At 61.1% G+C, this 26,828-nt stretch carries 37 protein-coding genes; 22 read left to right on the plus strand and 15 right to left on the minus strand.

Annotation, left to right across the window (positions count from 1 at the left end; genetic code table 11):
• Positions 1 to 52: 52 nt before the first annotated feature.
• Complete coding sequence (locus BGI27_RS18535) at positions 53 to 187, minus strand: hypothetical protein (RefSeq protein WP_263406623.1); 135 nt, start codon at positions 185 to 187, stop codon at positions 53 to 55.
• A 560-nt stretch (positions 188 to 747) separates the two neighbouring features.
• On the opposite strand from BGI27_RS18535, the gene BGI27_RS13450 reads away from it, so the two are divergent.
• The 7 genes from BGI27_RS13450 (at position 748) to fghA (ending at position 5,989) form a co-directional block, all read left to right on the plus strand.
• Positions 748 to 1,407 (plus strand): hypothetical protein, encoded by a 660-nt coding sequence (locus BGI27_RS13450; RefSeq protein ID WP_095525375.1) that lies wholly within the window; start codon positions 748 to 750, stop codon positions 1,405 to 1,407.
• Between the two features lie 465 nt (positions 1,408 to 1,872).
• Complete coding sequence (locus BGI27_RS13455; RefSeq protein ID WP_095525376.1) at positions 1,873 to 2,292, plus strand: Mor transcription activator family protein; 420 nt, start codon at positions 1,873 to 1,875, stop codon at positions 2,290 to 2,292.
• 226 nt (positions 2,293 to 2,518) lie between these two features.
• Positions 2,519 to 3,121 (plus strand): hypothetical protein, encoded by a 603-nt coding sequence (locus BGI27_RS13460; RefSeq protein WP_095525378.1) that lies wholly within the window; start codon positions 2,519 to 2,521, stop codon positions 3,119 to 3,121.
• 15 nt (positions 3,122 to 3,136) lie between these two features.
• Complete coding sequence (locus BGI27_RS13465) at positions 3,137 to 3,418, plus strand: hypothetical protein (protein WP_095530039.1); 282 nt, start codon at positions 3,137 to 3,139, stop codon at positions 3,416 to 3,418.
• 55 nt (positions 3,419 to 3,473) lie between these two features.
• Positions 3,474 to 3,704, plus strand: coding sequence for a hypothetical protein (locus tag BGI27_RS13470; RefSeq protein WP_095525380.1), 231 nt, complete (start codon positions 3,474 to 3,476; stop codon positions 3,702 to 3,704).
• Between the two features lie 322 nt (positions 3,705 to 4,026).
• Positions 4,027 to 5,136, plus strand: a complete 1,110-nt coding sequence (locus BGI27_RS13475) for an S-(hydroxymethyl)glutathione dehydrogenase/class III alcohol dehydrogenase (RefSeq protein WP_095525381.1) — start codon at positions 4,027 to 4,029, stop codon at positions 5,134 to 5,136.
• A gap of 10 nt (positions 5,137 to 5,146) precedes the next feature.
• Entirely contained in the window at positions 5,147 to 5,989 is an 843-nt protein-coding gene (gene fghA, locus BGI27_RS13480; protein WP_095525382.1) for an S-formylglutathione hydrolase, read from the plus strand.
• 36 nt (positions 5,990 to 6,025) lie between these two features.
• Here the strand turns inward: fghA and BGI27_RS13485 are convergent, their stop codons facing one another.
• The 5 genes from BGI27_RS13485 to BGI27_RS18550 form a co-directional block, all read right to left on the minus strand.
• Entirely contained in the window at positions 6,026 to 6,874 is an 849-nt protein-coding gene (locus BGI27_RS13485) for an SIR2 family protein (protein ID WP_095525383.1), read from the minus strand.
• A 62-nt stretch (positions 6,875 to 6,936) separates the two neighbouring features.
• A complete protein-coding gene (locus BGI27_RS13490; RefSeq protein ID WP_095525384.1) occupies positions 6,937 to 8,097 on the minus strand; it encodes an oligogalacturonate lyase family protein in 1,161 nt (386 codons plus the stop codon).
• A 158-nt stretch (positions 8,098 to 8,255) separates the two neighbouring features.
• Complete coding sequence (locus BGI27_RS18540) at positions 8,256 to 9,455, minus strand: pectate lyase (RefSeq protein ID WP_095525385.1); 1,200 nt, start codon at positions 9,453 to 9,455, stop codon at positions 8,256 to 8,258.
• Between the two features lie 326 nt (positions 9,456 to 9,781).
• Positions 9,782 to 10,309 (minus strand): aldo/keto reductase, encoded by a 528-nt coding sequence (locus BGI27_RS18545; protein ID WP_317984298.1) that lies wholly within the window; start codon positions 10,307 to 10,309, stop codon positions 9,782 to 9,784.
• Positions 10,197 to 10,616 (minus strand): aldo/keto reductase, encoded by a 420-nt coding sequence (locus tag BGI27_RS18550; RefSeq protein ID WP_263406624.1) that lies wholly within the window; start codon positions 10,614 to 10,616, stop codon positions 10,197 to 10,199. The genes BGI27_RS18545 and BGI27_RS18550 overlap by 113 nt, the downstream gene beginning before the upstream one ends.
• A gap of 590 nt (positions 10,617 to 11,206) precedes the next feature.
• Here BGI27_RS18550 and BGI27_RS13505 point away from each other — a divergent pair.
• The 4 genes from BGI27_RS13505 (at position 11,207) to BGI27_RS13520 (ending at position 12,890) form a co-directional block, all read left to right on the plus strand.
• The gene (locus BGI27_RS13505) at positions 11,207 to 11,344 is read left to right on the plus strand and encodes a hypothetical protein (RefSeq protein ID WP_170943043.1); all 138 of its coding nucleotides are present in this window, start codon (positions 11,207 to 11,209) and stop codon (positions 11,342 to 11,344) included.
• A 201-nt stretch (positions 11,345 to 11,545) separates the two neighbouring features.
• Positions 11,546 to 11,920 (plus strand): autonomous glycyl radical cofactor GrcA, encoded by a 375-nt coding sequence (locus BGI27_RS13510; RefSeq protein ID WP_420886935.1) that lies wholly within the window; start codon positions 11,546 to 11,548, stop codon positions 11,918 to 11,920.
• Between the two features lie 188 nt (positions 11,921 to 12,108).
• Positions 12,109 to 12,384 (plus strand): hypothetical protein, encoded by a 276-nt coding sequence (locus BGI27_RS13515; RefSeq protein WP_141239766.1) that lies wholly within the window; start codon positions 12,109 to 12,111, stop codon positions 12,382 to 12,384.
• 41 nt (positions 12,385 to 12,425) lie between these two features.
• Entirely contained in the window at positions 12,426 to 12,890 is a 465-nt protein-coding gene (locus BGI27_RS13520) for an Lrp/AsnC family transcriptional regulator (RefSeq protein ID WP_095525404.1), read from the plus strand.
• A 68-nt stretch (positions 12,891 to 12,958) separates the two neighbouring features.
• On the opposite strand, the gene ettA is transcribed toward BGI27_RS13520, so the two are convergent.
• Entirely contained in the window at positions 12,959 to 14,623 is a 1,665-nt protein-coding gene (gene ettA, locus BGI27_RS13525; RefSeq protein ID WP_095525386.1) for an energy-dependent translational throttle protein EttA, read from the minus strand.
• Between the two features lie 129 nt (positions 14,624 to 14,752).
• Positions 14,753 to 15,409, minus strand: coding sequence for a PAQR family membrane homeostasis protein TrhA (gene trhA / locus BGI27_RS13530; RefSeq protein ID WP_095525387.1), 657 nt, complete (start codon positions 15,407 to 15,409; stop codon positions 14,753 to 14,755).
• 274 nt (positions 15,410 to 15,683) lie between these two features.
• Between trhA and BGI27_RS13535 the strand changes: the two genes are divergently transcribed.
• The 10 genes from BGI27_RS13535 to gluQRS all read left to right on the plus strand — a co-directional run bounded on the left by BGI27_RS13535 (position 15,684) and on the right by gluQRS (position 20,887).
• A complete protein-coding gene (locus BGI27_RS13535) occupies positions 15,684 to 15,986 on the plus strand; it encodes an ElaB/YgaM/YqjD family protein (protein WP_095525388.1) in 303 nt (100 codons plus the stop codon).
• 28 nt (positions 15,987 to 16,014) lie between these two features.
• The gene (locus BGI27_RS13540) at positions 16,015 to 16,377 is read left to right on the plus strand and encodes a phage holin family protein (protein WP_170943044.1); all 363 of its coding nucleotides are present in this window, start codon (positions 16,015 to 16,017) and stop codon (positions 16,375 to 16,377) included.
• Positions 16,374 to 16,676, plus strand: coding sequence for a hypothetical protein (locus tag BGI27_RS13545; protein ID WP_095525390.1), 303 nt, complete (start codon positions 16,374 to 16,376; stop codon positions 16,674 to 16,676). The genes BGI27_RS13540 and BGI27_RS13545 overlap by 4 nt, the downstream gene beginning before the upstream one ends.
• Before the next feature lie 537 nt (positions 16,677 to 17,213).
• Positions 17,214 to 17,510: a hypothetical protein gene (locus tag BGI27_RS13550; protein WP_095525391.1), complete on the plus strand. Its 297-nt coding sequence runs from the start codon at positions 17,214 to 17,216 to the stop codon at positions 17,508 to 17,510.
• 14 nt (positions 17,511 to 17,524) lie between these two features.
• Positions 17,525 to 17,710, plus strand: a complete 186-nt coding sequence (locus tag BGI27_RS13555; RefSeq protein ID WP_095525392.1) for a hemin uptake protein HemP — start codon at positions 17,525 to 17,527, stop codon at positions 17,708 to 17,710.
• A 12-nt stretch (positions 17,711 to 17,722) separates the two neighbouring features.
• Positions 17,723 to 18,058, plus strand: coding sequence for a 30S ribosomal protein S4 (gene rpsD / locus BGI27_RS18975; RefSeq protein WP_223871803.1), 336 nt, complete (start codon positions 17,723 to 17,725; stop codon positions 18,056 to 18,058).
• Positions 18,055 to 18,327 (plus strand): S4 domain-containing protein, encoded by a 273-nt coding sequence (locus BGI27_RS18980; RefSeq protein WP_223871804.1) that lies wholly within the window; start codon positions 18,055 to 18,057, stop codon positions 18,325 to 18,327. Before rpsD ends, BGI27_RS18980 begins: the two co-directional genes overlap by 4 nt.
• 25 nt (positions 18,328 to 18,352) lie before the next feature.
• Positions 18,353 to 19,177: a DUF2325 domain-containing protein gene (locus BGI27_RS13565; RefSeq protein WP_170943045.1), complete on the plus strand. Its 825-nt coding sequence runs from the start codon at positions 18,353 to 18,355 to the stop codon at positions 19,175 to 19,177.
• Positions 19,178 to 19,235: 58 nt separating this feature from the next.
• Positions 19,236 to 19,694: a ferritin-like domain-containing protein gene (locus tag BGI27_RS13570; protein WP_095525394.1), complete on the plus strand. Its 459-nt coding sequence runs from the start codon at positions 19,236 to 19,238 to the stop codon at positions 19,692 to 19,694.
• A 290-nt stretch (positions 19,695 to 19,984) separates the two neighbouring features.
• Positions 19,985 to 20,887 (plus strand): tRNA glutamyl-Q(34) synthetase GluQRS, encoded by a 903-nt coding sequence (gene gluQRS, locus BGI27_RS13575; RefSeq protein WP_095525395.1) that lies wholly within the window; start codon positions 19,985 to 19,987, stop codon positions 20,885 to 20,887.
• 132 nt (positions 20,888 to 21,019) lie between these two features.
• Here gluQRS and BGI27_RS13580 read toward each other — a convergent pair whose 3' ends face one another.
• The 7 genes from BGI27_RS13580 to BGI27_RS13610 all read right to left on the minus strand — a co-directional run bounded on the left by BGI27_RS13580 (position 21,020) and on the right by BGI27_RS13610 (position 26,621).
• Positions 21,020 to 22,078: a LacI family DNA-binding transcriptional regulator gene (locus tag BGI27_RS13580; RefSeq protein ID WP_095525396.1), complete on the minus strand. Its 1,059-nt coding sequence runs from the start codon at positions 22,076 to 22,078 to the stop codon at positions 21,020 to 21,022.
• A gap of 59 nt (positions 22,079 to 22,137) precedes the next feature.
• Positions 22,138 to 23,268, minus strand: coding sequence for a DNA recombination protein RmuC (locus BGI27_RS13585; protein WP_420886936.1), 1,131 nt, complete (start codon positions 23,266 to 23,268; stop codon positions 22,138 to 22,140).
• Positions 23,269 to 23,572: 304 nt separating this feature from the next.
• Complete coding sequence (locus BGI27_RS13590) at positions 23,573 to 24,115, minus strand: YaeQ family protein (RefSeq protein WP_095525398.1); 543 nt, start codon at positions 24,113 to 24,115, stop codon at positions 23,573 to 23,575.
• Positions 24,116 to 24,122: 7 nt separating this feature from the next.
• Positions 24,123 to 24,344, minus strand: a complete 222-nt coding sequence (locus BGI27_RS13595; protein ID WP_095525399.1) for a sulfurtransferase TusA family protein — start codon at positions 24,342 to 24,344, stop codon at positions 24,123 to 24,125.
• Positions 24,238 to 25,821 (minus strand): M48 family metalloprotease, encoded by a 1,584-nt coding sequence (locus tag BGI27_RS13600; RefSeq protein WP_095530373.1) that lies wholly within the window; start codon positions 25,819 to 25,821, stop codon positions 24,238 to 24,240. The genes BGI27_RS13595 and BGI27_RS13600 overlap by 107 nt, the downstream gene beginning before the upstream one ends.
• 211 nt (positions 25,822 to 26,032) lie before the next feature.
• Positions 26,033 to 26,221 carry a hypothetical protein gene (locus tag BGI27_RS13605; protein ID WP_095525401.1) on the minus strand — a complete coding sequence of 63 codons (189 nt, stop codon included), beginning with the start codon at positions 26,219 to 26,221 and terminating at the stop codon, positions 26,033 to 26,035.
• 217 nt (positions 26,222 to 26,438) lie between these two features.
• Entirely contained in the window at positions 26,439 to 26,621 is a 183-nt protein-coding gene (locus BGI27_RS13610; protein ID WP_095525402.1) for a hypothetical protein, read from the minus strand.
• Positions 26,622 to 26,721: 100 nt separating this feature from the next.
• Here BGI27_RS13610 and BGI27_RS13615 point away from each other — a divergent pair.
• The coding region (locus tag BGI27_RS13615; RefSeq protein ID WP_141239830.1) for a transposase at positions 26,722 to 26,828 on the plus strand (107 nt) is incomplete at its 3' end.

Genomic DNA, 26,828 nt, shown 5'->3' on the forward strand with positions numbered 1-26,828 from the left:
TGAAAAACAGTATTTCATGAAGCTCGGGGCTGTCTAGGAAACCCGGGGCGATTCACGTATGCTGCGTCTTGGCCTTGGCATGCAGCTTCGGCTCATCTTCGACAAGCCAAGCTCCAAGGTAGTCCATAAGAATGTCGTCTATGGAAATCGTGGTCTTCTTGCCGTGGCAGATCACATGGAGGCGCATCGTCAGTTCCTTGAACGCGGAGATAATATCTTATCACCCGCCGACAACGAGACAAGATAAATATTTATCACTTCTCGTTGGCGCACGGTGATAACAATTTATCACACACAAGCGTCTGCGCTTTTGCGGGGGGTAAAAATCAGCGCCTGGTGGCGCGTTCTCTGGGGCGGAGAGGGAAGCACTCGCCCGCAACGTGACACGAGCTTTATAAACGCCTGTAAATCGTCTGTCGGGGCATCGACGGGGGTAGAGGGGCGAGCACGGTTCAAGGCTGGGCAGGTTCGGGGTTGATGTTTCAAGGGTTGCAAATGTCTTGCAGGATAGTTACAGTAAGCGCTGGTGCTGAACACACCTTCCGTCAGCGGTCACCCCATCGCGTCCAAAATCGGGGTTTTTTTACGGCCATAAGGTTTTATGGCCGGGTGGTTTTATGGCCGGGTAGCGCGCAGAAATACAACACCCGCAAGGGAAATACTGCGGGCCGTCTGACGGCGGTGTTCAAGTACCTGGCCGCCCCTCTGAACAGGGGGCGAATTTGAACGAACCGTCAGGAGTCCATCATGGATGCTCAACCCGTCGCCGACACGTTCGGCTTCACTCAAGCCGCCCACCGCATCAGCACCACGGGCTTGACTCGGCAGGTCAATCAGATCGCGCTAGACTGCTACCGCAGCGCGGGAATACTCCGCGTCCTGCGCTTGAGTCTGCTCAATGGAGATAAGGACGAAGTGAGCCTTTTCGATGTGCAGGCAGCCGTGGAAGCGGCGCTGGCGGCGATGCCCAACCCGGATGGCGAAAGCTTCAATGCCATTGACGACATCAGCAGCGACATCAATCAGGCGGTGCGCAGCCTGCTGCAACGTCAACAGGCCGTGGCCGATCTGCTCGAAGCGATGGAGGTGGCGGCGCGCATGGATCGCACCCTGGAGGAGATCAACGAGGCTGCGAATACCGCCTATGGTGTCGTCGCTATCCTGCCGGATGGGCAACGCCATTGGGACGCCTTCTGCGAACTGATTGTGCGGCGGGGCCTGTCGGTCGAGATGATCGACCTGGGGCCGGGCTTCGGGCCGCGCCCGCAGATCAACAACCCGGAAACGCTCAAGCTCTCGAAGGTCGTGCAGCGCAGGACGAAGGCCTTTGCCAGAGCAGTGCACGCGCAATCCGCCGCCATCGCCTTGCAGAGCAAGCCGGCAAAGCGCCGCAAAGAGCAAGCATGACGTTCTGCCGCAAGACCATGGCGCGCCCGCTAGGGCGCTGCCGCTTCTGCCCCGCAGGGTGAAGGGGCGCAAGCCCCTGCCGCCCGCCTTTCCTTACTTGACAATTCACATGCGATGCATGGGCAATTAAAAGCCAACCTCCTGTGAATTACGCGTGATTACAACGCGACTCCACCCAGCCATGCCACCCCACAAAGCGCCCTACCACAGGCGCTTTGCCTTTATTAAACCCGGTTAAGTAGAACGCTTTAAGGCTTCGCGCCGACCATCACTCCTGTGTGGTGCAAAAAGAAACGCCCTCCGCAGGGAGGGCGCTTCAAACCACAGGAGAACGGTTGCGGGGGGTGTGGCAGGCGGCTCCGAACGAAGGAGGGTAGTAGCCGCCCACTGCGCCCCGCACGAATGACTTTAGGCAGGTCGGCTTTGGCCGGCTCGTAATCGGGTTTAAAGGTTGAAGGAGGCAATATGAGCAATCGCTCAACAGGCATGTACACCCCTGGCGGTTTGGTGCGTAAACGGGGCTCTGAACTGCTGGCGCATTTCAGCGTAGTCATGACGGATCAGCTTCGGCACGAAGGCATCGAGCTTCGAAAAGCCGAGGAAATTTCGGTGCGCATCATGAAGTGCATGCGCAAGGAGTTCGGCGGCCAGAACGTCTATTTCGCCAAGGAGACAAGCCAAAAGATCGAGGAGAAAGCCGCAGCCATCTATGACAAGTGGCAGGCCGGCACGGCCATTGAAGAGCTGGCCCACGAATACGACCACAGCATTCAGTGGGTATATCGCCTGATCGCCGATGAACGCGCCCGCCGCTGTGCCGAGCGCGACGCTAAGGAGGCCAACCGCCGCGCCGCCGATTATTCGCGCTGGAAGCGCGAGAATTGATGGTTAGACCGATGAAAACCATTTGTTCCAAGTTGGCGGCCTCCGCCGCATTTCGGCTCCTCAAGCTGGCTTATCCGGAGCTCATGAATGGTGTTGAAATCCTCGTTTGCTTTCGTGGCTATGCTGAAAACGTCGGCGATGGGCGAAAGTGCCGTTTCTGTTTTCTGCTGACCAGAAAAGACCAATGCGAAGACACACAAGCGTTGCTAGAGCTGAGGCCGGCGCCATGACTCCGAAACTCTTTCAGATATTTCGCACCGGTACGTTCATAACGATGAAGGGCAGGCAGATCACCTTCAGCGAAGGCGACCTGCAAGGAATGGCAGCCGCCTTCGATCCACAGCGCCAGCCCGCACCGCTGGTGCTCGGCCACCCGGAAAATGATCAGCCGGAATTGGGCCAAGCGCAGAAGCTGCTGGTCAAGGGCAGCAAACTGTACGCGCTGGCCTTGGTAGGCACGGCGTTGGAAGCGCTGGTCAAGGCACGGTGCTACGCCAAGGTTTCAGCGACTTTCATTCCGCCGTTTGCTGACAGCAACCCAACGCCAGGCGCGTATTACCTTAAGCACATCGGCTTTTTGGGCGCCACTCCCCCCGCTGTCAAAGGCATGGAAGACCCGAGTTTCACAGACCGCGGCGACGGTGTGAGCTTCGGCGAGACCGAAGCCATCATCATGCCAACGGGTAGTTTTGTGTTCTCCCGGCCAGGCCTGACATGTGACCCGGAGCGCTTGGCATTGCACCGGCTGGCAACCGAGTACCGCGAAACCTGCCCTGCGCTCTCTTACGCCGAAGCCATCACGCTCGCCAACGGCGCGCTGACGTTCTAACCAATGGAAACCATCATGGAAGTCACCAATCCCCTGAAATCCGCCCTTTCCACCATTACCGTGCAGCTTTCCAAGCTCAAGGAAGAACTGGCCGACACCAATCAGCAGATCAGCATCATCGACGCACAGATCGGTGAGCTGCGCGGCATGCCGCTTTGCCTTGAGGATTGGGGCAACTACCTCAAAGCCACTATCCAGCAGCGTGCGGACAGGCTATCTCCCCGGCCTCGCCAATGGCCTGTTGAGGCCCTATCGGGGCGACGAACCGCACAACAAGCGCCCTTGGGGCACCTTTGAAGGTGACGACGGTAGTCCGCGCTCGCTCTATCTATCGGATGACATTTTCAATTCGATGCATTACGGCGAAGCGATGTGTTTCTTCTTTCCTGATGTTGTCTATGATCGACTCATGGCCCACCTGAAGGAGCGTGTTGGCCAGCGCTGGGGCAATGAAGGAATGCCACCTGTAGAAGAGCGCCGCAAGACCGTCGCCGAGCTGGAATCGCAACGTACCGCGCTCCTAGAAAAACGCCGCACCCTCGAAGGCGAGATTAACAAAATCTCGACCGCCTTGCGCTCCTGATCCTCACCCGCGACAATGCAAAAGGCCGGCTTCCCCGGCCTTTTCTGCAATTACCTTGCGCCTATTGCAAAGAAACTCAACAGTGATTATCGCGCCTCTGATCGCTGATTTATCGCGCTCGGCTGCACGCCGCATCTTGACTCAACTCACGAGGATGCTCACCCCCTGCCGACGCCCCCCCCCCGGGTTCCGCTACGCAGGGCTCTTTCTTATACTCCCAGCCCTTGCGGAACGGAACGGCAGCTTCGCCGGACAAAATGCAGGCCTGCACGCGCTGCCACACGCACCGTCCCTCGCCCCATCCCCTAACAGGAGAACAAACATGAAATCCCGCGCCGCCGTTGCCTTCGCCCCCGGCAAGCCCCTCGAGATCGTCGAGATCGACGTTGCCCCGCCCAAGGCTGGCGAAGTGCTGATCAAGGTCACCCACACCGGCGTCTGCCACACCGATGCCTTCACCCTGTCGGGAGACGATCCCGAAGGCCTGTTTCCGGTAGTGCTCGGCCATGAATGCGCCGGCGTGGTGGTCGAGGTAGGCACAGGCGTGACCTCCGTGAAACCGGGCGACCACGTGATCCCGCTGTACACCGCAGAGTGCGGCGAATGCCTTTTCTGCAAGAGCGGCAAGACTAATCTGTGCACCGCCGTGCGCGCCACGCAAGGCAAGGGTGTGATGCCCGACGGCATAACCCGCTTTTCCTACAACGGTCAGCCGATCTACCACTACATGGGCTGTTCGACCTTCAGCGAATACACGGTGGTGGCCGAGGTCTCTCTGGCGAAAATCAATCCGCAGGCCAACCACGAGCACGTCTGTCTGCTTGGTTGCGGCGTCACCACCGGCATCGGCGCCGTGCACAACACCGCCAAGGTGCAGGCCGGTGATTCGGTCGCCGTATTCGGCCTTGGTGGCATCGGTCTTGCCGTGATCCAGGGCGCACGCCAGGCCAAGGCCGGGCGCATCATCGCCGTCGACACAAACCCCTCGAAATTCGAACTGGCCCGCCAGTTCGGCGCCACCGATTGCGTCAACCCCAAGGATCACGAAAAGCCGATCCAGCAGGTGATCGTGGAGATGACCGGCTGGGGCGTGGATCATTCCTTCGAGTGCATCGGCAACGTCAACGTGATGCGCGCGGCACTGGAATGCGCGCACCGTGGCTGGGGCCAGTCGGTGATCATCGGCGTGGCCGGCGCCGGGCAGGAGATCTCCACCCGCCCCTTCCAGCTCGTCACCGGTCGCAAGTGGATGGGTACGGCATTCGGCGGCGTGAAGGGCCGCACGCAACTGCCTGGCATGGTGGAGGATGCGATGGCTGGCAAGATCGAGCTCGCCCCCTTCGTCACCCACACCATGGGGCTGGAGAAGATCAACGAAGCCTTCGACCTGATGCACGAAGGCAAATCGATCCGCACCGTGATCAACTACTGAGCGCCCGGACATGGAACGCATCGAACACCGCGCCTGCTTCGGCGGCTGGCAGGACGTCTGGCGGCACGAATCCACCGCGCTCGGCTGCACGATGAATTTCGCCGTGTACCTGCCGCCGCAGGCGCACGAGGGGAAAAGTGCGCAGAAACTGCCGGTGCTGTACTGGCTCTTTGGCCTCACCTGCACCGAGCAGAACTTCATCACCAAGGCCGGTGCGCAACGCTACGCCGCCGAGCACGGCGTGATCATCGTCGCGCCGGATACCAGCCCGCGTGGCGACGCCGTGGCGGATGCGGAAAGCTACGACCTGGGCAAGGGCGCGGGCTTCTACCTCAACGCCACACAGCAGCCCTGGGCCACGCACTACCGTATGCATGACTACGTGGCCGGGGAATTGCCGAAGCTGATCGAGGCGGAATTCCCTGCCAGCGAGCGCCGTGCCATCAGCGGCCACTCGATGGGCGGGCATGGCGCACTGGTGATCGCGCTGCGCAATCCGGGACGCTATCGCAGCGTGTCGGCGTTCTCGCCGATCGTCGCGCCATCACAGGCTCCCTGGGGCGAAAAAGCCTTCTCCGCCTATCTGGGCGCTGACAGGGAGACCTGGAAGGCATGGGACGCCACCGAATTGCTGAAGACGGCCATGGAAAGGCTGCCCTTGCTGATCGATCAGGGCGAAGCCGACGAATTTCTCGCCAGCCAGCTCAGGCCGCATGTGCTGCAAGCCGCCGCCGAAGCCAGCGGGCATCCGCTCACGCTGCGCCTGCAGCCGGGCCATGACCACAGCTATTACTTCATCGCCAGCTTCATCGGCGAGCACATCGCGCATCACGCAGCGGCATTGCGGGCCTGAACCTGGCCCGTACGCTGCGCCTGAACGGAGCCCGGATCAGCATGCCAGCGATTCGGGCTCTTCCATCAAGGCCCGGAAATCGTCCTCGATCAGCGTGATGTTGTGCCGTGCGAGGAACTTTCGCTCCTTGGCGGTCGGCTCGGGCAGGAAAGCCCAGCCGGCATCGGGCGCGGCACCATAGATGATGTCATCCATCACCATGCGTTCGGTATCACGGCTCAGCCGCAGCCCGATGAAGAGATAGCGTTTGCCGCGGCGCAGGGTCTTGACGAAAGCCGGTACGCCGAAGCCTCCCATCAGCTCGGTGATGTAGTCCACGTAATCGGCGTCCGACGCGATGTACCTGGGTACGGGCAATGGCGTTCCCAGCGGCTTGAACAGCACAGGCAGATCCTGCGCGGCCTCTTCCGGCTCGATCCTGGTGTAAGCCGTACCATCGCTGATATACAGATGGAAGCGATAGCCCCGGCCGCTGAGGCGCGCGCAGCCCTGCACCAGATAGTGCGGCAGGCCGGCATAGCTGTCGAGCAGCTGGGTGTCGCGATTGATGTCGATCACGTAGCCCGGGCGGATCTCCTTCAGCCAGTCATGCAGGGCCGAGCGACTCCAGGGCGTCTCGGCGTAGGTACGGGTGAGGAATCTGTTGACGGCATTGCGGCCCCGCTTGTGTTCGATATTCATCGCGGCACGTGAGAATTCGTACATCAGCTTGGGCGACATCGGCTTGCCATCGTTAAGCCCAAGGATCAGCTCATGACTGGTGGCCGGCATGCGCACCTGGGTGGGTGGAGACACCACGTCTTCAAGCACTCCGGGGCCCAGGCAGGGCACGATGGAGCCCGCTTTCAGACCGGCGATGAGTTCCGCATGCAGTGCAGCATCCATGGCAGCTTCCTGTCGCAAAGTGACGATACAGGCATGGCAGCAAGAACCGGGCCGAAACGGTTTCAGGGCTTCAGACGCAGCAGATAGAGATTGCCGTCCCCCGCCCGGTTGCTGGTGAACACGATGTGTTGCCCATCCGGCAGGAAACGCGGATGCGGATGCCACTCCTGCTTTGCCCAGGAGCCGTCATGCCGGTATTGCAGGCGTGTCTCCAGTTGGCCGTCACGCAATGCATACACATTGATCGACGGCATGCGCGTGTTGCCATCACCCACGAACAGCGTGCCCTGCGCATTCGCGTGGGTATGCCCGTTGCCGGAAGGCGTTACGTACTCGCGGTAGCTGCCGTCACGGATGTCAGCCACGCCGATGAACGCGCGTCGATCCGGCGCCGGATAGTTGCCGTGGTAACCCACATGTACGCCATCCGGAAAGAAATACTCGTGCCCGATGGAGAGCTCGGGGGTTTCTTCCTCGCGCAGCTTGCGATTGCCGGCATCGTCACGCCCGATCAGCCACATGCGCTGCTCGACCTTGTTCCAGCGCCCCTCGTGGCAGTAGAGCAAGACATGGGGCACTGCGGGCGAAAGCAGCACATGGCTGATCCATTTCTTCTGCCCGGCCACCAGATGCCAATCCGAACCATCTCCATTGCCGGTGTAGATCTGGCTGAACGGCCGTTTCTCGAAGCGTTCGTCCATGTCCGAATAGATCACCTCGGTACGCGTGCTGATCGGGATGTCTTCCACCTGCGACACGGCAACCACCTTGCCATCTGGTGAAGCCGTCACCGCCGCCGAGACGATGAAACCCGACAACAGATCGGTGACGATACGTTCTTCCAGCGTGACGAGGCTCAAGGCCTTCAACTGGCGCCCCTGCTTGTAAAACACCTCGCGCGAATCCGGCGCCACCACCGCACCGGTGCCGGAAATACTGCGCCCGTCGGTAAGCTGACGGATGCCGTAATCCGCCAGATCGAGGCCGTAGAGATTCCAGTTTCCGCCGCGTCGGGAGGTGAATACCAGCAGGTTGTCGGCAGGCGAATACGCTTCGTTGGTAAAGTAGAGCCCCGCATCGTCCGCCGGATCGGTGGTGAGCTGGATCACCGTATAGCCCGGCTCGTCGGCCACCACGCGCGCCTCAGCCGGCAGACGGTCGCCCTTGGCCGCCAGCGTCAGCAAAGGAAAGGCCAGCAGGCCTGCCAACACGATCCGTTTCATGTCTGCACCTCTCAAGGAATCCACCGCGCCACGGGGTGGCCAGGAAGGCTTTGTGACACGAATCGGTCTGTGGCCACAAGCGTCATATCCACGGCCGATCCGGACCCGACAAGAAAAACGCCCGGGGAACTCCCGGGCGTCCACTGTGCAGCGCTGGCTTAATACGACCAGTTTTCCTGTACCCGATTCACCGGCGCCGGATCAGGGCCGTTGCCCGGATCGATGCCGGTCTTCTTGCTGCCGCCCAGCTTGTCGATGGCGGTGATGTCGGACGGGCTGAGATTGCAGGTGGCCGTATTCCATTCGGTGCCCTTCTCGCTCGACGAGCCCGAGCCTTTCTCGACGCCATTGAAGGTCGAGCAGACTTCGATCTCGCCGTTCCACCGCAGCAACAGCAGGTTGCGCAGGGTGGCGGTATCGCGCGGCGAACCGTTCGAGTACGAGCTGTTCACACCCACGATGGTCTGGTGGTTGTGGATGCGCGAATCCTCGATGATCACCGTACGCGGCCCCTTGTTGCCCGTGCAGTCGCCGCAGGAGCGATAGAACTTGCCTCCCTTGCTCTTCCAGTTGTCCGCCACGAAACGCGTGATGTGCAGCGTGCCCTGGCCATTGTGCTGGAAGGTCTTGTCGGTGCCGAGGAAGGCGCCGCCGCAATCCACGCGCATCGTCGTGCCCGCGCCCCCCTTGGCCGTGGCCGCATCCTCACCGATGTCTTCCCACCACACGTTGTAGACCGAGCAATTGCCGTTGCAATGCACGCCATCGGCTGCGAGGTTGCCGATCACCACGTTACGCAGCGAGGCCCCCTCCTCCAGCAGGAAGACCGGCGGCTGCCCTTCGGCCTGACCACCGTCCGTAAGCTGGAAACGATTGCCGCCGCCATCGTAGGTCGTCCCTGCCGGAACCACGACGGTTGCCATCAGTGGAACGGTGTTCGGCGGAGCGACGTACGCCGGGCAACTGGGCCAGGCCTGCAGGGTGACATTGCCGCTGGTGGCCGACGAGCTGGAACTCGAAGAAGCGCTGGAGCTGGAGGAACTGGAGCCGCTCGAACTGGAAGCACCCGAGCTGCTTGAGCTGGAACTGCTGCCCCCGCTGCCGGAGGGCACCGAGCATTCATTCACACCACCGGCGATACGGCCGCCAAAGCTTGTCTCGTTACAGACGAAGGACCCACTCAGCACCTTATAGAAGAACTGATCTGCGCGGCCGAAGGCCACGTTGGTCGACGTGGCGACCGAACAGGTCTTGTTCTCGGTACAGATCGTGACGTAGCCCGCAGGCCGGTTGGCTCCCCATGCGCCGGAGCTCAACCCCAGCAACATCGCGGCAAGCGCTATGCGTTTTGCGTTCATTTCTGTCTCCAAATATGTCTGTTTCTTGAAAGCCCCAGCAACAGGACAACATCCCCCGGAAAGCGGTCTCCTGTCCGAGCCACTCCCGGGCGATGTCAGAAATCAAACTGGACAGCGCGCCACCCCGCGTCAAGCTACGTGTTTTATCCACCTCCACCCGTCGGCAGCATCTTGCAATTCGCATGAAAAGCGAGAAACCACGGCCTGCATATCGCTTTAAAAGTCAGGCAACGGACCCCGTCAGGATCAGCCCTCTGCGCCGGAAATGCATTCCGCCGCTGGACGGCAAACAGCGAGTACCCTGACGGGAAGGCGCTAAATGCTCCTCACAGCATCTCCAGCGGCATCGCACGCCGGGGCGGCGGGAACAGATCATCCAGCGCACCAAGCAAACCGGCATCGAGCCGAACACCGAGCGCGGCGAAGTTCTCGTCGACGTGCTGTCGCGACCCCATCTTGGGAATGACGATCATCTCGTCCTGAGCCAGCAGCCAGGCGAGTGCCAGTTGTGCCGGCGTAACCCCCTGCTCGGCCGCGAGGCGGATCAGATCGGGATTCGTCAGCAGGCGCGCCTGCTCGATGGGCGAATAGGCCATCACCGGCAAGCCCTCCTTGCGGCACCAAGGCAAAAGATCCCATTCGATGCCGCGCCGCGTCAGGTTGTAGAGCACCTGATCGGCCGCCGCCTGCTCGCCGCCGGGCACGGCATGCAGCGCCTGCAGATCATCCGTATCCAGATTGCTAATGCCCCAATGCCGAATCTTGCCCTGCGCCTGCAAGGCTTCCATGGCGGCGACGGTTTCGGCGAAGGGAACACTGCCGCGCCAGTGCAGCAGATACAGATCCAGGCAAATCGACGCCCAGACGCTTCAGACTGCGCTCGCAAGCCTGCTGTGCGCCACGCCGGCTGGCATTCTGCGGGTAGAACTTGCTGACCAGAAAGACCTGCTCGCGGCGGCCCCGGATGGCTTTGCCGATGAGTTCCTCAGAGGCGCCCTCGCCGTACATCTCGGCGGTATCGATCAGGCGCAGGCCCAGATCGATGCCATGCTGCAATGCGGCGATCTCCCCGGCACGCCGGCTGCGTTGTTCGCCGATCATCCAGGTGCCCTGCCCCAGCTGCGGCACGCTTTCTCCTCCGGGCAACTTCACAAGCTTCATCGAGACTTCCTCCGCACACGAGCTGAAAGTCAGTCTACGCCGACGCAGGCACATGAAAAGAACAAGCGTGCGATACGTGGCACGCATGCTGCGGGCAAGACAAGGGCAGAAAACTTTGTAAATTCCTCGCAGGGATGCCGCCACGGCGCGAAAATACGTTCATTGATTCTGCGTATGACCTTGGCAGGTTCGGCACACCGTGCGTTCTTGCTCATGCAGAAACCTGGTCGGCCGCGATGTGTGGCTGGCCCGAAGCAACGGATTCACCCTCAGGAACATGCCAGTCAGGATCACAGCGACGGTCACCGCACCGCTCGCCATCCTTCGCAGCATTGCAGCCCGTCCGTCGCCCTCCGTGACGATCCCGACGCCGAAGCACGCCCGCCACCTGCGGCTGACGCCTTGCGCCCTGCCCGCCGGCCAACGGGAGCTCCACGCCGATTCCTGCTGGCGTATTCCTTTCTCCGATCAGCGCCTGACGCATGGCTGCGCCAGGCCGGTTTTCACGAGCCGGCTCCGTCTCTCACGTCCGACCCGCGCGTTCCTGGCGCCCTGGCGTCAGCCTTCAATCTCGTTCTGAGGAGAAAATCATGAACACACTGCAACCTCTGCATCTGCATGCCCGCCCCGTCACCCCGGGTGAAGTCGGCCAGAAGATCCACGAACAATGGGTGAAGTATCGCCAGGCGGATCTGCAACGCCCTGCCCACCAGGATCGCAAGCACTGAGGAGCCGATACTCAGTTCATGAACAGCTTCTGAGCTTGCAAAGGCGTGATGGACACCCCAACTGATGATCATCACGCCGACAACATGAATGCCATGCCGGGAGGCCCGCCACGATTGCGCATCGTTTCCCGGCAGGCAAACCGGAATACCCACAAGAAAAACTTTCAGACCTCGACACAACCCTCATTTGAAGGAAAGATCATGCAAGGCTTCCAGATTCTCAGCTCCTCCAAGCCCCATCTCGTAAACTCCATCTGGCTGTCGGATGGCATCCAGGCACGCTGCGTGGCGATCCGTAACAATGAATTCATCGCTCAGGACGCCGTACTGCCAATGTCCGACCTCGACATCGGGCAGCGCCGCATGGTCAGCGTGGAAGGTGAAGGCATCAAGCACGGTGGCTTCCACGTCAACATCAATGTGCTGACAGAGGAAACCCTACGCGACGCCATGGCTCACCCGGAGCAATATCCGCAACTGACGATCCGCGTCTCCGGCTATGCGGTGAACTTCATCAAGCTCACCCGCGAACAGCAACTGGACGTGATCCACCGCACTTTCCACAAGAAGCTCTGAGCGTCTATTGCGGGCATGTCAATCCACTGAAAGTCCGCCATCCGGCGGACTTTTCATTTCAGCCGCCAGCATTTCATCCCTCTGAACATCGATCACCCTGAAGGGATGACGCTGCTACGCAGCGGGCTCCAGCGCGGGAAAGCCCGTTGTAGCTGCGCTAAGGCATTGGAATTCTCGCAACACGGGAAATGAAGCAAGGCCCGCCTCCAGCGGAAGCAGGCCTTGGTTCATCGGCATCAATCTGCCGGATGCTGTCTGGCGGTCTTGTGAACCGTCGTGATCTGCCACACGGCACCGGTAAGTGCCAAGGGAGCCAGCGTTCGCACCATCAAGGTCAGGCAGTGCGCGGTGAGATCCTGTCGATCGATGGAAGAATTTTATGGAATTTCCTGGCGCAGAAGATTGCGAAAATTCCATTAAAACCAGAGCAACAAGAAACATCCTGCTTATTTTTAAGAAATTAAAAGCATAAAATTGCCATCACTCTGTTTTCACCGCCATGACCATGCAACTGGATCGCTATGACCGCCGGATTCTTGAGGTGCTACAACGCGAAGGGCGCATCAGCAATCAGGATCTGGCCGCCCGCGTCGGACTCTCGCCCTCGCCCTGTCTGCGCCGCCTGCGCGCCTTGGAGGAAAGCGGCCTGATCACCGGCTACCACGCCGCGCTTGACGCCAAGAAGCTGGGGCTCAGCCTGATCGCACTGCTCAGCATCTCGATGGATCAGCACACGCCGGAGCGTTTCGCCGCCTTTGAAGCCGCCATCGGCCAGATCCCCGAAGTGATCGAATGCCTGCTCATCACCGGCCAGCAATCGGACTATCAGCTCAAGCTCGTGGTACGCGACATGGACGACTACCAACGCCTGCTGCTCGAAAAGATCACCCGCATCGAAGGCGTCTCGGGCGTGCACACCAGCTTCGTGCTGCGTCGCATCGTCATGCGTGGTGCCTTGCCGCTGGATTGACGTAGCGGGTCGGTATTACAAAAACAAAACCCGCCATGCCGGCGGGTTTTGTTGTCTGAACACAGGGTTCAGCGACTGATCGGCCGACACCGAATCCGCTTCGGCTTCGCGCCTTCCTCACCCAAACGCTTCTTCTTGTCTTCCTCGTACTCCTGATAGTTGCCTGCGAAGAAGGTCCATTGGGAATCGCCTTCGGCGGCCAGAATGTGCGTAGCGATGCGATCGAGGAACCAGCGATCATGGGAAGTAACGAGCACACAGCCGGAGAATTCCAGCAAGGCGTCTTCCAGCGCACGCAGGGTTTCCACGTCGAGGTCGTTGGAGGGCTCATCCAGCAGCAGCACGTTACCGCCCTGCACCAGCGTCTTGGCCAGGTGTAGACGGCCGCGTTCACCACCTGAAAGATTGCCGACGATCTTCTGCTGATCGCCACCCTTGAAGTTGAAGCGACCGATGTAGGCACGGCTGGGCATTTCGAAGCGGCCAACGGTGAGAATGTCCGTGCCTTCAGCGATGGCTTCGAAGACAGTCTTCTTGTCGTCCAACCCCTCGCGGGTCTGGTTGACGGCGGCGATCTTCACTGTGCTGCCGAGTTCGATCTCACCCGAGTCCGGCTTTTCCATGCCCTGGATCATCCGGAACAGCGTGGATTTACCGGCACCGTTGGGACCGATCACGCCGACGATGGCACCAGGCGGGATCTGGAACGAAAGATTGTCGATCAGCAAACGATCGCCGAAGCCCTTGGAGACGCCCTTGAACTCGATGACCTGGCTGCCCAGACGCTCGCCCGGCGGGATGAAGATTTCCTGGGTTTCGTTGCGGCGCTGGTATTCGACGCTGGCCATCTCTTCATAGCGGGCCAGACGTGCCTTGCTCTTGGACTGACGTGCCTTGGCGCCCTGGCGCACCCATTCCAGTTCCTGTTTCATGGCCTTGCGGTGGGCATCTTCCTGCCTGGATTCCTGAGCCAGACGCTCTTCCTTCTGCTCCAGCCAGGAAGAATAGTTGCCTTTCCACGGAATACCTTCGCCACGGTCGAGTTCGAGGATCCACTCGGCAGCATTGTCGAGGAAGTAGCGATCGTGGGTGACAGCCACCACAGTGCCAGGGAAACGCACCAGGAACTGCTCCAGCCATTCGACGGATTCGGCGTCGAGGTGGTTGGTGGGTTCGTCCAGCAACAGCATGTCCGGCTTGGAGAGCAGCAGCTTGCACAGTGCCACGCGACGCTTTTCACCACCGGAGAGCGGGCCGATCCTGGCATCCCAGGGCGGCAGACGCAACGCATCGGCAGCGATCTCCAGCTGGGTTTCCACATCCGCACCGCTGGTGGCGATGATGTTCTCGTATTTCGCCTGCAGTTCGGCAAGCTTGTCGAAATCAGCATCCGGCTCGGCATAGGCGGCATACACCTCTTCAAGCCTCTTCTGTGCCTCCATGACTTCGCCGAGCCCGGATTCGACTTCCTCGCGCACGGTCTTCTCCGGGTCGAGCTGCGGCTCCTGCGGCAGGTAACCAATGGAAAGGTTGGGCTGCCACTGCACCTCGCCGTCATACTCCTTGTCGACGTCGGCCATGATGCGCAGCACGGTGGATTTACCGGCACCGTTCAGGCCCAGCAGGCCGATCTTTGCACCGGGGAAGAATGAAAGGGAGATGTCCTTGATGATCTGACGCTTGGGCGGAACGACCTTGTTCACGCGCAGCATCGACATGACGTATTGAGCCATTGCGCTTTCCGGAAGGATGGGAGTTTCAACAAGCGCCCGATTCTACTTGGCGGGCGCCGCTTGAGGGAAACCACCTTGTCCCGGCAGGCGTTCGGCGGCAGCGCGCCGAACGCGCGTCACTCATCGATATCAGGCTGGCGGGCAACCGTAGAGCACGGCAAAGAAGTGGCAGACAGTCCCTGCAAGCACGAACAGGTGCCAGATGAAATGGCCATAGCGCAGACGATTGTCGAGCGCGAAGAAGATGATGCCACCGGTATAGGCCACGCCACCGGCCACCAGCCAGATCGCTCCGGCAAGCGGTAGATTGGAGAACAGCGGCACCGCCGCAATCACCACCAGCCATCCCATCAGCAGGTAAAGCCCGTTGGACCACAATGGCCGGTTGAGCCGGTTGGCAAGCTTGAGGACCAGGCCGATGCCCGCGAGCGTCCAGATGATGCCGAACAAGGTCCAGCCCCAGGCGCCGTAAAGCACACTGAAGGTAAAGGGGGTGTAGGTGCCGGCGATCAACAGATAGATGGCGGCATGATCGAGCTTCTGGAAGAAGCGTTTGAAACGGCCGTGCGGTATCGCGTGATAGACCGTGGAGCTGAGGTACATCAGCACCATGCTGCTGGCGTAGATGCAGGCCGCGACGATGTTGATTGCCGTACCCCAACGCGCGGTAAGCACCACAAGCACCGGAAAGGCGGTGATGGCGGCGAACAGGCCCAGCCCATGGCTGGTCCAGTTGGCGATTTCCTCTGCCCGAGTCTGCGGGCGGTCATGGTGGAACGAATGCATGAGAATAGATCCCTTCGATATAGGGCCGTGAAAAGATGGAAGCATGAAGTGGACCATGGCAGAGTACGTTCTATCCGCAGCAATCGCACTCGGGCAAGAATCGCTGCACGAACGCGCCTGATGGCGCTTCGGCAGGCACTGCCCAATGGAACTGTCCCCCGTCGGTAATGGTCATTCAGAAGCTAGCATGGCACCGTTTGCCCTGATTTAACGCATCGGGCTCACAAACGGTGCACCGTTTCACCCCCTCTCAACGTCAAAAAGGAGTGCAGCCATGTCTGAAAAAACCGCGTCCAAGCTGCTCGATCAGTCGCAGGAGATCCTGCAGAAGACCGAAGCATTGATTACCGAGGCCGCCAGTGCCACGGGCAAGGAAGCCGAAGCGCTGCAGGAACGGATACTCAAGGGGCTACGTGAAGCCAGGAGCCGTCTGACTGACGCCGAGGAAGTTGCGCTCGAGAAAGCGCGCCACGCTGCGCGTGCAACCGATGAATACGTACATGAGCATCCCTGGAAGGCCATCGGCGTTGGTGCCGCACTGGGTGTGGTGGTTGGCCTGCTGATCGCCCGCCGCTGAGCCGATGCTGCATCTTGTGCCAGGCGCCTTGCGGCGCCTTCTGAGCAACGCAGGGGGGCTGGCAGCCAACCGCCTCGCGTTGTTCAGCCTTGAGCTTCAGGAAGAGAGCGAACGCCAGTTGGGGCACCTGGTCTGGCTGCTGGTCTGCGCGCTGGCCCTGTACTTCTTCATCCTGTTTGCCTCCGTGGCCTTGCTGATCTGGGCTTGGCCGCACGGTTACGCGCTGGCCGTCGCCTGCGCGCTGGCACTCGGTCACGGCATTCTGGCGCTGGCACTGGCCTTGTATGTCGCCTGGCGACTACGCTGCAGCCCTCGCCCGTTTTCCGCCACGCGCGCGGAATTCGCGCGCGATCAGCAGATCTTTGGTGAACAGCCGGAGGATCCGCCATGAACAGACGCAACGAACTTCGCGAACTGGAAAAACAGGTACTGCAACTTCGTGCCGATCAATACCGCCTGGGCCTACGTGAGTCCATTAAAGAACTGCACGGTGGCAATATCGGCCTTGTCGGCGACGAGAAACTGAACACGACAGAAGACTGGCTTGCCCGGGCAGCCGATCTGGCCGGATTGGTATTGCCCTGGCGGTGGCAGCGCTGGCTGCGCCTGGGGCAGATGACCTGGCGCATCGCACAGCGCGTGAATGCGCTCACCCGCAAGCCGACACAAACCCCGCCCTCCTCAGTCTGAACGATTGCTGCCGAGAAAAGCCAAACGCCGCATTGCGCGGCGTTTGGCACGGTGGCAGGACCCCACCGCTCATCCGGGACGCACCCGGTCATTGAGATGCCAGCTTGTCACCAGTTTCACCGTTGCTATAGACGGCTCCTTGGATGGTCTGCTTCGCAGGACGAGCCTGCACTTTCTTTGTAGCCATGGCTGGCGATACGAGCAAGAACACATTTTGCTGTGAGGCAGCGGCGGAGCGTCAAAGCTGATTCCACAAGGCTTTCGGGCAAGCCACATGGGTGTACTGAAGTTTTCGACGATAGCGCTTGCGAATCATTCTCATTTGTGTATGATGGAACCGTTGTCAATGCGCAAGCGTGCAACAAGTGTGTTGGGTGTCCGGCAGGTTCTTCCGGACGCACTCATGCCTGTGCCGGGGCGCTCGGGCATGGAAGTAGGGAATTTGCGCGAGCCAGCGGCAAACCGCGAGCCAGCGTCTTTTTTCTCCACCGGAATGGAAAACCCCCGAACCGCTCTCACCCGTCCAGGAGTTCCTGCATGAACGTCGATCCTGAAATTGCCGAGGCCCGCCCAGCAGTGCTGCTCGCCTCCGCCTTGCATCTGCTGACCTGCTCTGCCGCACATGGCATGAGCGCCGCCAAAAGCGCCTCGCTGATCCAGCATCTCACCGCGCTAGCGGAACGCCCGGATACCGACCCGCTGCTGGCCCGCGCCTGCGACGAGCTGGCAGACGTCTGGCACCGTCTGAATCATGAGCTGGCCCACCGCCAGCAAGCCGAAGCCGAACAGCGTCAGGCCCTGGCCGAGCGCGCCCGTCAGCCCCAACTGCACTGAAGGAGGAGTTCATCATGGAACATGTCCAGACTCTTGCCACGGCCCGTCCTGTCGAAGCTGGCATCCCGCACAGCCTGTTGGAGAATGCCGTTTCCAGCCGCAGTCTGATGGGATCGGCTTCCACCCTGATCATCGAGCACATGGGCATGCACTATGTGCTGCGTGCCACCCGCAACGGCAAACTGATTCTCACCAAGTAAGGAAAACCCAACATGTCCCGCTACACCGGTCCCCGCCTCAAGATCATGCGCGCCCTGGGCGTCGATCTGCCAGGACTCTCCCGCAAGACCATCGCCGATCGCCCCAACCCGCCCGGCCAGCACGGCGCGCGTCAGCAGCGCAAATCCGGCTTTGGTCTGCAACTGCAGGAAAAGCAGAAGTTGCGCTTCAACTATGGCCTCAGCGAACGCCAGATGCGCCGTCTGGTGCTGGATGCACGCCGCGACAGAGGTGCAACCGGCGACAAGCTGGCCGAGCTGCTCGAGCGCAGGCTGGACAACGTGGTGTTCCGCGCCGGTTTTGCCGGCTCCCTGCGCGCCAACTGGTGAACCACAGCCATTTCCTGGTCAATGGTCGCCCGGTGAACATCCCCTCCTATCGCATCCGCGTGGGAGACGTGGTGAGCGTCCGCCAGCGCAGCCGCGAGCTGCTGGTGATCCGCGCCAGCCTCGCCGACCTGGCGCTGACCCGCCCTGAATGGCTGCATATGGACGAAGCGAATTTCGCTGCCACGGTGAGTCATCTGCCGGCAATTTCCGATGTGCCATTCCCGATCGAGATGCAGCTGGTCGTGGAGTACTACTCGCAACGCCTGTAACACTGGCAGTACGGAGGCGATGGACATGACTGCACCTCAAGAGATGCCTGCAATCCTGCTGCCCCATGGCGATGGCGCGGCATCCACACTGGCGCAGTATCGCGCCCTCGCCTCGGAGAATGCCGTACTCACCCGCGCCCTGGCAGCCGCCCAGCGCCACTGCGAAACACTGGTGGCCGAACATACGGCAGCCTTGGAACGGCTCAGTACCCTGCTGATCCAGACCCGCGCGGATTGCGTACTGCAGGAGACGGAAATCGCCCGGCTGCGTGCACGCGTGGCCGAGCTTTCCAGCAACAACACCGCAGATGCATCGGCAGGTACCGCCGAGCGTCGTCTGGCTCACCAGCTGGTATTCCAGGAAGAGCGCAACAACCGCCTCTCACGCGAACTGGAAACCATGCGGCGGCGTGCTGGCCAGAGTGGCGCGCCCTTGCGCTTCCTGCGCCGGCTCTACGCCAAGCAGCCTTCCACACTGGAGACCGTGCCTAGCACTGACGACGCCGTGGATCTCGACGCCCGCCACATCCTCTGCGTGGGAGGAGCCCAGAGCAGTCTGGAAACCTACCGGCAACTCATCGAGACGGCCGGCGGGCGCTTTGCCCATCACGATGGCGGTGTGGATCATCCGCTGCCACTGCTGGAAGCCGATCTGCGGGCCGCAGATCTGGTGATCTGCCAGACCGGATGCATAAGCCACAATGCCTACTGGCGCGTGAAAGATCATTGCCAGCGCAGCGGCAAACGCTGCGTGTTCGTCGACAGCACCGGGCCTGGCAGTCTGGCTCGCGGTCTGCAGGAACTGCTCGCCGAGGCTGTTGCTACAGCAGGGAACGACGTCCAGAATTGAGCTACCGGCGCCGTTCGAGTGCCGGACACTCAACGACGATTCCCTACTGGAGAGCTCCATGAAAGACCTCGACACCCCTAAGGCCATCGATGCGCTCAACCGCATCATGGAAACCGAGCTGGCTGGCGTGGTGCGTTACACGCACTATTCATTGATGGTGTATGGCTACACCCGCATCCCCATCGTTTCCTGGCTCAAGGAGAACGCCGCCGAGGGGCTGACCCATGCGCACAAGGCTGGCGAACTGGTCACGCTACTGGGCGGCCATCCGTCACTGAAGATCGGCCCGCTGCTGGAAACCCAGCAGCACGACATCGGCGACATCCTGCGTGAAAGTCTGGAACACGAAAAACATGCGCTGGAGGCCTATTACGAGTTGCTATCGATTGCCGAAGGCAAATCGGTACTGCTCGAGGAATATGCCCGCGAGATGATCGTGCAGGAAGAACTGCATCTGGACGAAGTGAACAAGATGCTGCGTCGCCCTGGCAGCACGGCGGCATTCGTCGTCGAATAAACCCGATGCGAACCCCGGCCAGACCGGGGCTTTCGGGCTTCAGCAACCCCTGCAGTGGTGGGGTGGCAGCAGTTCAGTCAAGACTAGGTCGTCATTCCGGCGGAAGCCGGAATCCAGTGTTTTCAAACACACCTGGGTCCCGGCTTCCGCCGGGATGACGCCGAATCGGAAATTCTGGCGCTTAACTGACCGGCATTACCCTGGAGCCCCGGTTCAACCGGGGCTTTTCTTTCGCGCCGAAGCAAGACGTATCATGCGGGTCTGCGCCGTTCCTGCCCCGTCATTCCCGCATGCCCGCCCCGTCCCGCCGCATCGGGCGCTTCGCGCCCTCGCCCACCGGCCTGCTGCACGCCGGCTCCCTCCTCGCCGCGCTCGCCTCCTGTCTGGAGGCGAGAAGCCAGGGCGGACAATGGCTGGTACGCATCGAGGATGTGGACCTTCCCCGGTGTTCGCCCGAGGCCGCACATGGCATCCTGCGCCAACTGGAATCCTTCGGTTTCGAATGGGATGGCGAACCCCTGTGGCAAAGCCACCGCAGTGAAGCCTATACGGCAGCACTGGAACGCCTGCGCGCGGCAGGCCATGTATATCCCTGCGCCTGCACCCGGCGCGAGATCGCGGACTCCGCACTACTCGCACCGGATGGTGCACATCGCTATCCCGGAACCTGCCGTACCGGTTTGCCGCCAGGGCGCAGCCCGCGTGCATGGCGTCTGCGTTGCCCGCCCGGGCTGATTGCCTGGCACGACGCGGTGCAAGGCACGCAAGCCGAGGATGTAAATGCCGCAGTCGGTGATTTCGTGCTGCTGCGCGCCGACGGGCTGTTCGCCTATCAACTGGCGGTCGTGGTGGATGATGCGGAGCAAGGTATTGGCGAGATCGTGCGCGGCGCCGATCTGCTCGACTCCACAGCTCGCCAGATCCTGTTACAGCGGTTGCTTGGCCACGACACGCCGCGCTATGCGCACCTGCCCGTGCTCACCAATGCCGGCGGTGAAAAACTCTCCAAGCAGACTCGTGCCCTTCCCCTGGACGAAACGGCCCCAGGTCCGGCACTGGCCACTGCGCTGGATTTCCTGAGCCAGCAACCGCCCGATGATCTGGCGCACTGGCCACTGCCCGAGATCTGGCATTGGGCATTGGCCCACTGGTCGCTCACCAGAGTGCCGAAAGTCCGGCAGAAGGCTGTCTGACGCCTTGCACTCCTGTCGTCTCAGAGCATTGCTCGGCGCTGCCGTAGCCGGCTGGCTGTGCGCCAGCCGTGGGCAATCGCGCAGCGGATGCGCCACAATCACGGACTCGCAACAAGGCAGGGCACAAGGTTCTTAGAACGGGCCGCCCTGGGTACTCTGGCGCACCACCAGCGTGTGCAGCAAGGAAGGATCCTCGGGTGTGGCGCAGGCCGCGGGATAGGGTTCGCCACGCAACTTGCAGATGCGACGCACGAGCAGGCGCAGCGCGACGACGGCCATGTGCGGCGTATCCTGGGTCATCGAGGTGAGTGGCGGAATGAAGTATTGCGCCTCGGGCAAATCATCGATGCCCATCACAGCCAGATCCTCGGGCACGCGCAATCCCTGACGGTGCGCTTCGAACAGCACCCCCTGGGCCGTTCGGTCACTACTGACGAAGACGGCATCGAGTTGCGGACACAGTTCCTGCAACGCACGCAGACAAGGGCCGCCCGAACCGGCTTCCCAATCGCTCTCAACCAGCAAGTGGACGCCTTCCAGCCCCAGCGCCACGAGTTCCTGCCGCCAGCCTTCCACACGCTGCCGCGATACCCAGCGATCCATGGGACCGGAAATATGGCCAATGTGTTTCCGTCCGAGACTGGCCAGATGTCGCGTGGCGATGCGACCGGCATGTAGATTGTCGAAGGCCACGGTATCCAAGCCAGGGCGCAGCCCCGCATTCACGACCACCATTGGCATGGGCAACTGGGCGGGGTCGTAGTCATCCAGCCAGGCGTGGCTGTCACCGACCTCGGGTCCTGCCCAGATCACACCTTCGACCTGACGCTCGATCAGGTAATCGAAACTCGCGGTGACCTCTTCCAGGGAGTGCCCCGGAACCTCCTTCACCAGCAGCGAGAAGCCCATGCGATCGGCTTCGCGCACCATGTCCATGTAGGCTTTGCCGGACATCAGGTAGCCGATGCCCGAATTGGCGACCACACCCAACGTGAAGCTGCGCCCCGTGGTGAGCTGGCGCGCCAGCAGGCTGGGGCGGAAGCCCAGTTGCTCGATGCAGGCTTCCACGCGGATCCGGGTCTCTCCCGTAACCGCCTGGCTGCCATTGACCACGCGCGACACGGTCTGCTTGGAAACTCCCGCCAGACGCGCGACATCGGCCAGCGTCACGCGCTTGTTGATCGGTGCCATATCTCCTCATCCTCCGGTGATGTTCTTCTTGTTTGTCTTGCGGTGCATGGAAACAGGCACTAATCATCCGCCGGAAGCTCGCCAGTCAGCAACTGGCCGGCTTCATCAAGCTGCACTTTCTCGATCTTCTCGAAATGCCCGGAGATCTTGCGGCTGGAGATGTGCACCGCCTGCACATCCTCGTTGGCCTGGCGGATATGGTCGGCGAGCTTCTTCATGCGCGAGTCGAACAGGCCGAAATCCTTGGAGAGTTTGCCCAGCGCATCCTTGATGAGATGGATCTGCTTGCGCGTCTCCACATCCTTGAGCACTGCACGCGCGGTATTCAGTACCGCCATCAGCGTGGTCGGTGAAACGATCCACACACGCTTTCCCTGCGCGTAGCCCACCAGATCGGGGTGATAGGCATGGATCTCGGCAAACACCGCCTCCGCAGGCACGAACATCACCGCGCCGTCAGAAGTCTCGCCAGGCACGATGTACTTGCCGGCGATGGCATCCACATGGCGTTTGATGTCCTGCTTGAACAGGCTCTCGGCACTCTTGCGCTCCGCCTCGCCAAGCGCGGTATCGAACATGCGGTGATAGTTTTCCAGCGGGAACTTGGAATCCACTGCCACGCGCCCGGTTGGCTCCGGCAGACGCAAGACGCAGTCTGCCCGGGCGCCAGAAGCAAACTGACTCTGGAATTCATAGGCATCGGGTGGCAGGGCGTTGCGCACAAGGGCTTCGAGCTGTACCTCGCCGAAAGCTCCACGCGACTTCTTGTCGCCCAGCAGTTCCTGCAGGCTGACCACGTTGACCGTCAGATCGCCGATCTTCTTCTGCGCCTCGTCAATGGTCGCCAACCGGGCCATCACGCTGGCAAAGGTTTCGTTGGTCTTGGCGAAGCCTTCGTCCAGACGTTGATTGACCACACCGGTGATCGCATCAAGGCGTTCGTTCATGGTTCGCGTGAGCGCTTCGGTGGTCGCCGTCTGCTGCAACGAAGCTTTGCGCAGGCCATCCTGCAACAGCTCCCGATCCGCCCGCGCGGCTTCGGCAAGCTTTTCCAGTGTCTGCGCAAGCATCTCGCTGCGCAGTTGTTCCTGGCGCGCAGTCAAGGTGCTGGCCAGCTCGGCAAGCTTCTGTGCCGTTTCGGCACCCTGCCCCGTCACAAGCCCCTGCAGGGCCAGATGCAGAGCCTGCATGGCCTCGCGCGTGGCGCGCAATTCACCATCGACCAGCGCGCGCTGACGCTCGGCATTGTCGGCCTGTGCGGCGATCATGCGATCTCCCAGACGCTCCAGCCCGACAGCGAAATCGTTGAGCATGGCACGATGGCTGGCTCCCAGGCTCGACTCCACACGCGTCAGCAAGGCCTCCTGCTGCTCACGCTGCTGGGTCAGCCCGTGCTGCAGGCGCCAACCCAGCCAGAAAGTCGCACTCGCCAGCACGAGCACGGCCAGCGCAATCCACAAGTTGCCCATGTTTCCGATCCGCGAAAAGGATGATTCAGCGCTCTGCGCTGAGGCGCTGGAGCTCGATCTGCAGGGTGTCCGCGTCGCCGGCGATCAGCGCCTGCCCGTCCTGGATCGTACATTGCAGGCGCATGCCGCGCTCGGCCAGATCGGCCAGAGCCTGGCTCTGGCGGGCGTCGATAAGCCAGACGGAGAGCTTTTCCTGCCGGTTGAGGTCATTGGCGTTTTGCAGCCACCATTGATCCACGCCACGCCCATAGGCATACACGCTGACCTTGTCGGCACGACCACAGGCCCGGCGCAGCAGGCGCTCATCGGGCTGGCCGACCTCGATCCAGTGCATGACGCTGCCGGTGAGATCACGATCCCATAGCGCCGGCTCGTCCTCGGTGGAGATGCCACGGCCGAACTCCAGCGACTCGCTGGCATTGAGCATGAAGGCGAGCAGACGCACCATCATGCGTTCGTCGGTTTCAGAGGGATGCCGTGCCAGTGTCAGGCTGTGGTCGGCATAGTAATGGCGATCGAGGTCGGCAATGCCGAGCTCCGCCTTGAAGACGGTGGAACGTAGCGCCACGATGGACTCAGCGACAGCGCAACACGAAGGTCTGTACGCCCTCGCCGGGGCCGTCCTGCACCTCCAGCAGTTCATGGCCCGTCTGACGGCAGAAGGCTTCAATATCTTTCTGCGCGGCCGGATCATCGGCCAACACACGCAGTTGGCCGCCACTCTGCATGCTGGCAAGGGCCTTCTTGGTACGCAGGATGGGTAGCGGGCACTTCAAGCCACGCGCATCGAGTTCCACGAGATGGTTTTCCACTGTTCTGTTCCCTGAATATGGCTTTTCTAGTCTTTTTGCATGCGTTCAGGCGGCGCATCTCGCGCAGGCGTGCATCCATCGCGGCCTGGGCGATGTGGTCACCGCCACCGGCCTTCTGCGCGAGTTCCAGCTGGTCGATGGCACCTGTGTAGTCCCCCTGCAGTGCGTAAACCTCGGCCTGCGCCCGGTGCGTCTCGGTACTGCGCCCGAGCAGCGTGTTCGCTCGCGCCTGCAGGGCGTACAGCCGGTAATCCTGATTCAGTGTGCGCAACGAGGGATCGACGACGCGCAAGGCCGCTTCACCATCATTGCCTGCCAGCCAGGCTTCCGCTTCGCAATACTGCAGCGACGGGCGCAGCGGGAAGCGCGCGCGCGCCTCACCACACAACCGGGCCGCCTCGGCATAACGCCCCTGAGCAATGGCAACGTCCGCGGCCAGAGTCACCAGAAAACTGCTGCCAAAACCCAGCGTCTGCAACTCCGGCAATTGCTGCGCTGCCTTGTCCGGCTGATGATCGGCCAGATAGGCACGCGCTAGCCCGTACAGGGTTGCCGCACGCGCCGTGGGAGTTTTGTCCTGCTGGGCAAGATAACGTTCGATGGCAGTTCGTGCTCCCAGCTGCACGACCTCTATGCGTGCGCGCATCAGGTGGTAGTCGATGGGGGAGGCCTGCGGCCGGGCGCCGATCTGGCGTACACGCTCACCGGCATCGGCAATCCGGTCCTGCGTCAGCGGGTGGGTGCTGAGATAGGAGCTGGCGTTGTTCTCCAGCGAACGCGTCTGGGCATACATCCGGGCGAAGAAATCCGGCATGCCCTGCGGATCGAATCCGGCACCCGCCAACATCTGCAGGCCAAGCCTGTCTGCCTCACGCTCATAGTCACGTGAATACGACAACTGGTTCTGGATCAGCGCGGCCTGGCCGCCGGCCAGCACGGCGCTGCCGACATTGGCACTGTTTCGCCCGATCAGCACGGCCGCAAGGATGGAGGCCAGTGCCAGTGCGGTGTTGGTCCCTTGTGAAGAGAGCATGCGCGCCAGATGGTGCTGCGAAACGTGGGTCATTTCGTGCGCCATCACGCTGGCAAGTTCGGATTCGGTGCGCGACGTGATAATCAACCCGGTATGAAAACCGATCACGCCACCAGGCATGGCAAAGGCATTGACGGTGGGGTCGCGCAGCACGAAGAAACGGAAACGGCCGTCAAGGCTCCCCGCACGGGCCAGACGCTGACCGATATCGGCCAAGTACTCTTCCGCTTCGGGATCGTTCACATAGCTCGGTTCCTGGAAGCGCACCTGGCGCAGGATCTCTTCGGCGATGCGCTCTTCCTCGGCCGGAGAGAGGGAACTCTGGGCGGTATGGCCCAGGTCAGGCAATTGCGCTGCAGCGCCCTGCAGGGTCAGCACACCGATCAGGATCAGGGCCAGCAGGCGTCGCAGGAAGGAAGGTCGGATCATGGATGCAATGATACTGCCGCGTCCGGGCGCGCAGTGAAATACGGCAGCGAGTGCCAATGGCGACACGGACCACGCGCCGGCACAACGGTTCCTGTGCGAGAAGTAAAGGCAACCAAATCCTTCCCGGAAAAAAACAACAGCCCGTGACCGGGGGCGGTTACGGGCTGCGTGCAGAGGAATGCTCGTTTGCCGGCAGGGCCGGCGAACAGGCTTAGAAACCGATGCGGTTCAGGTCGTCGGCCACGGCGCGATGGGCGCGGGCCTCATGCATGCGGCTGGTGCTGAACTCGGTGCTGTGCATCACGATTTCGGCCAGATAGCCCACACGCTCCTGATCTTCGCTGCTCACATACACGCTGTGATCGGCTTCAAATTCGAAAAGACCAAAACTCGGAACCATGATCGACCTCTTTCTCTGCGCTGGTATTCATTGACCGCACCCGAATATCGAGTGCGTGATGTGATATTAAGTGTGCGATGTCATGACATCCAATCGTTTGTTCTTCTGTATTCATAAAACGAATCGCAACAAAATTCTTTTATAGCCAGATAAAACGCAATTCATCGGAAATAAAAAACCCGCCATCGGCGGGTTTTTTACCAATTGCTCGCAGTGTTCAGAACACGCGGAACAGGTTCTCCTGGCTATCGGCTACACGTGCAGCCTCGTTGTAGCCCGCGCCGAACTCGGTGCTGCGCTGGACCACTTCGGACAGGAAGGCTGCCCGCTCTTGATCTTCAGCACTGATGAACTGACGGCGGGAAGGCTCGAATTCAAAAAAACCAAAACTGGGAACCATGATCTGTATCCTCTCTATTTCAATTTTGTTATCTGGGTGAATCGCCCCCGGTTCACTAGACACTTCGAAGCCTTAAGCTGGCAACCAAGTGGAGGTGTCTATGAGTAGCAAGCGATACACGGAAGAGTTCAAGATTGAAGCGGTCAAGCAAGTGACCGATCGCGGACATAGCGTTGCGGACGTTGCCGGGCGACTGGATGTGAGCAT

This window comes from Candidatus Dactylopiibacterium carminicum, from assembly GCF_014736495.1.
In the GTDB taxonomy this organism is placed as follows: Bacteria; Pseudomonadota; Gammaproteobacteria; order Burkholderiales; family Rhodocyclaceae; genus Uliginosibacterium; species Uliginosibacterium carminicum.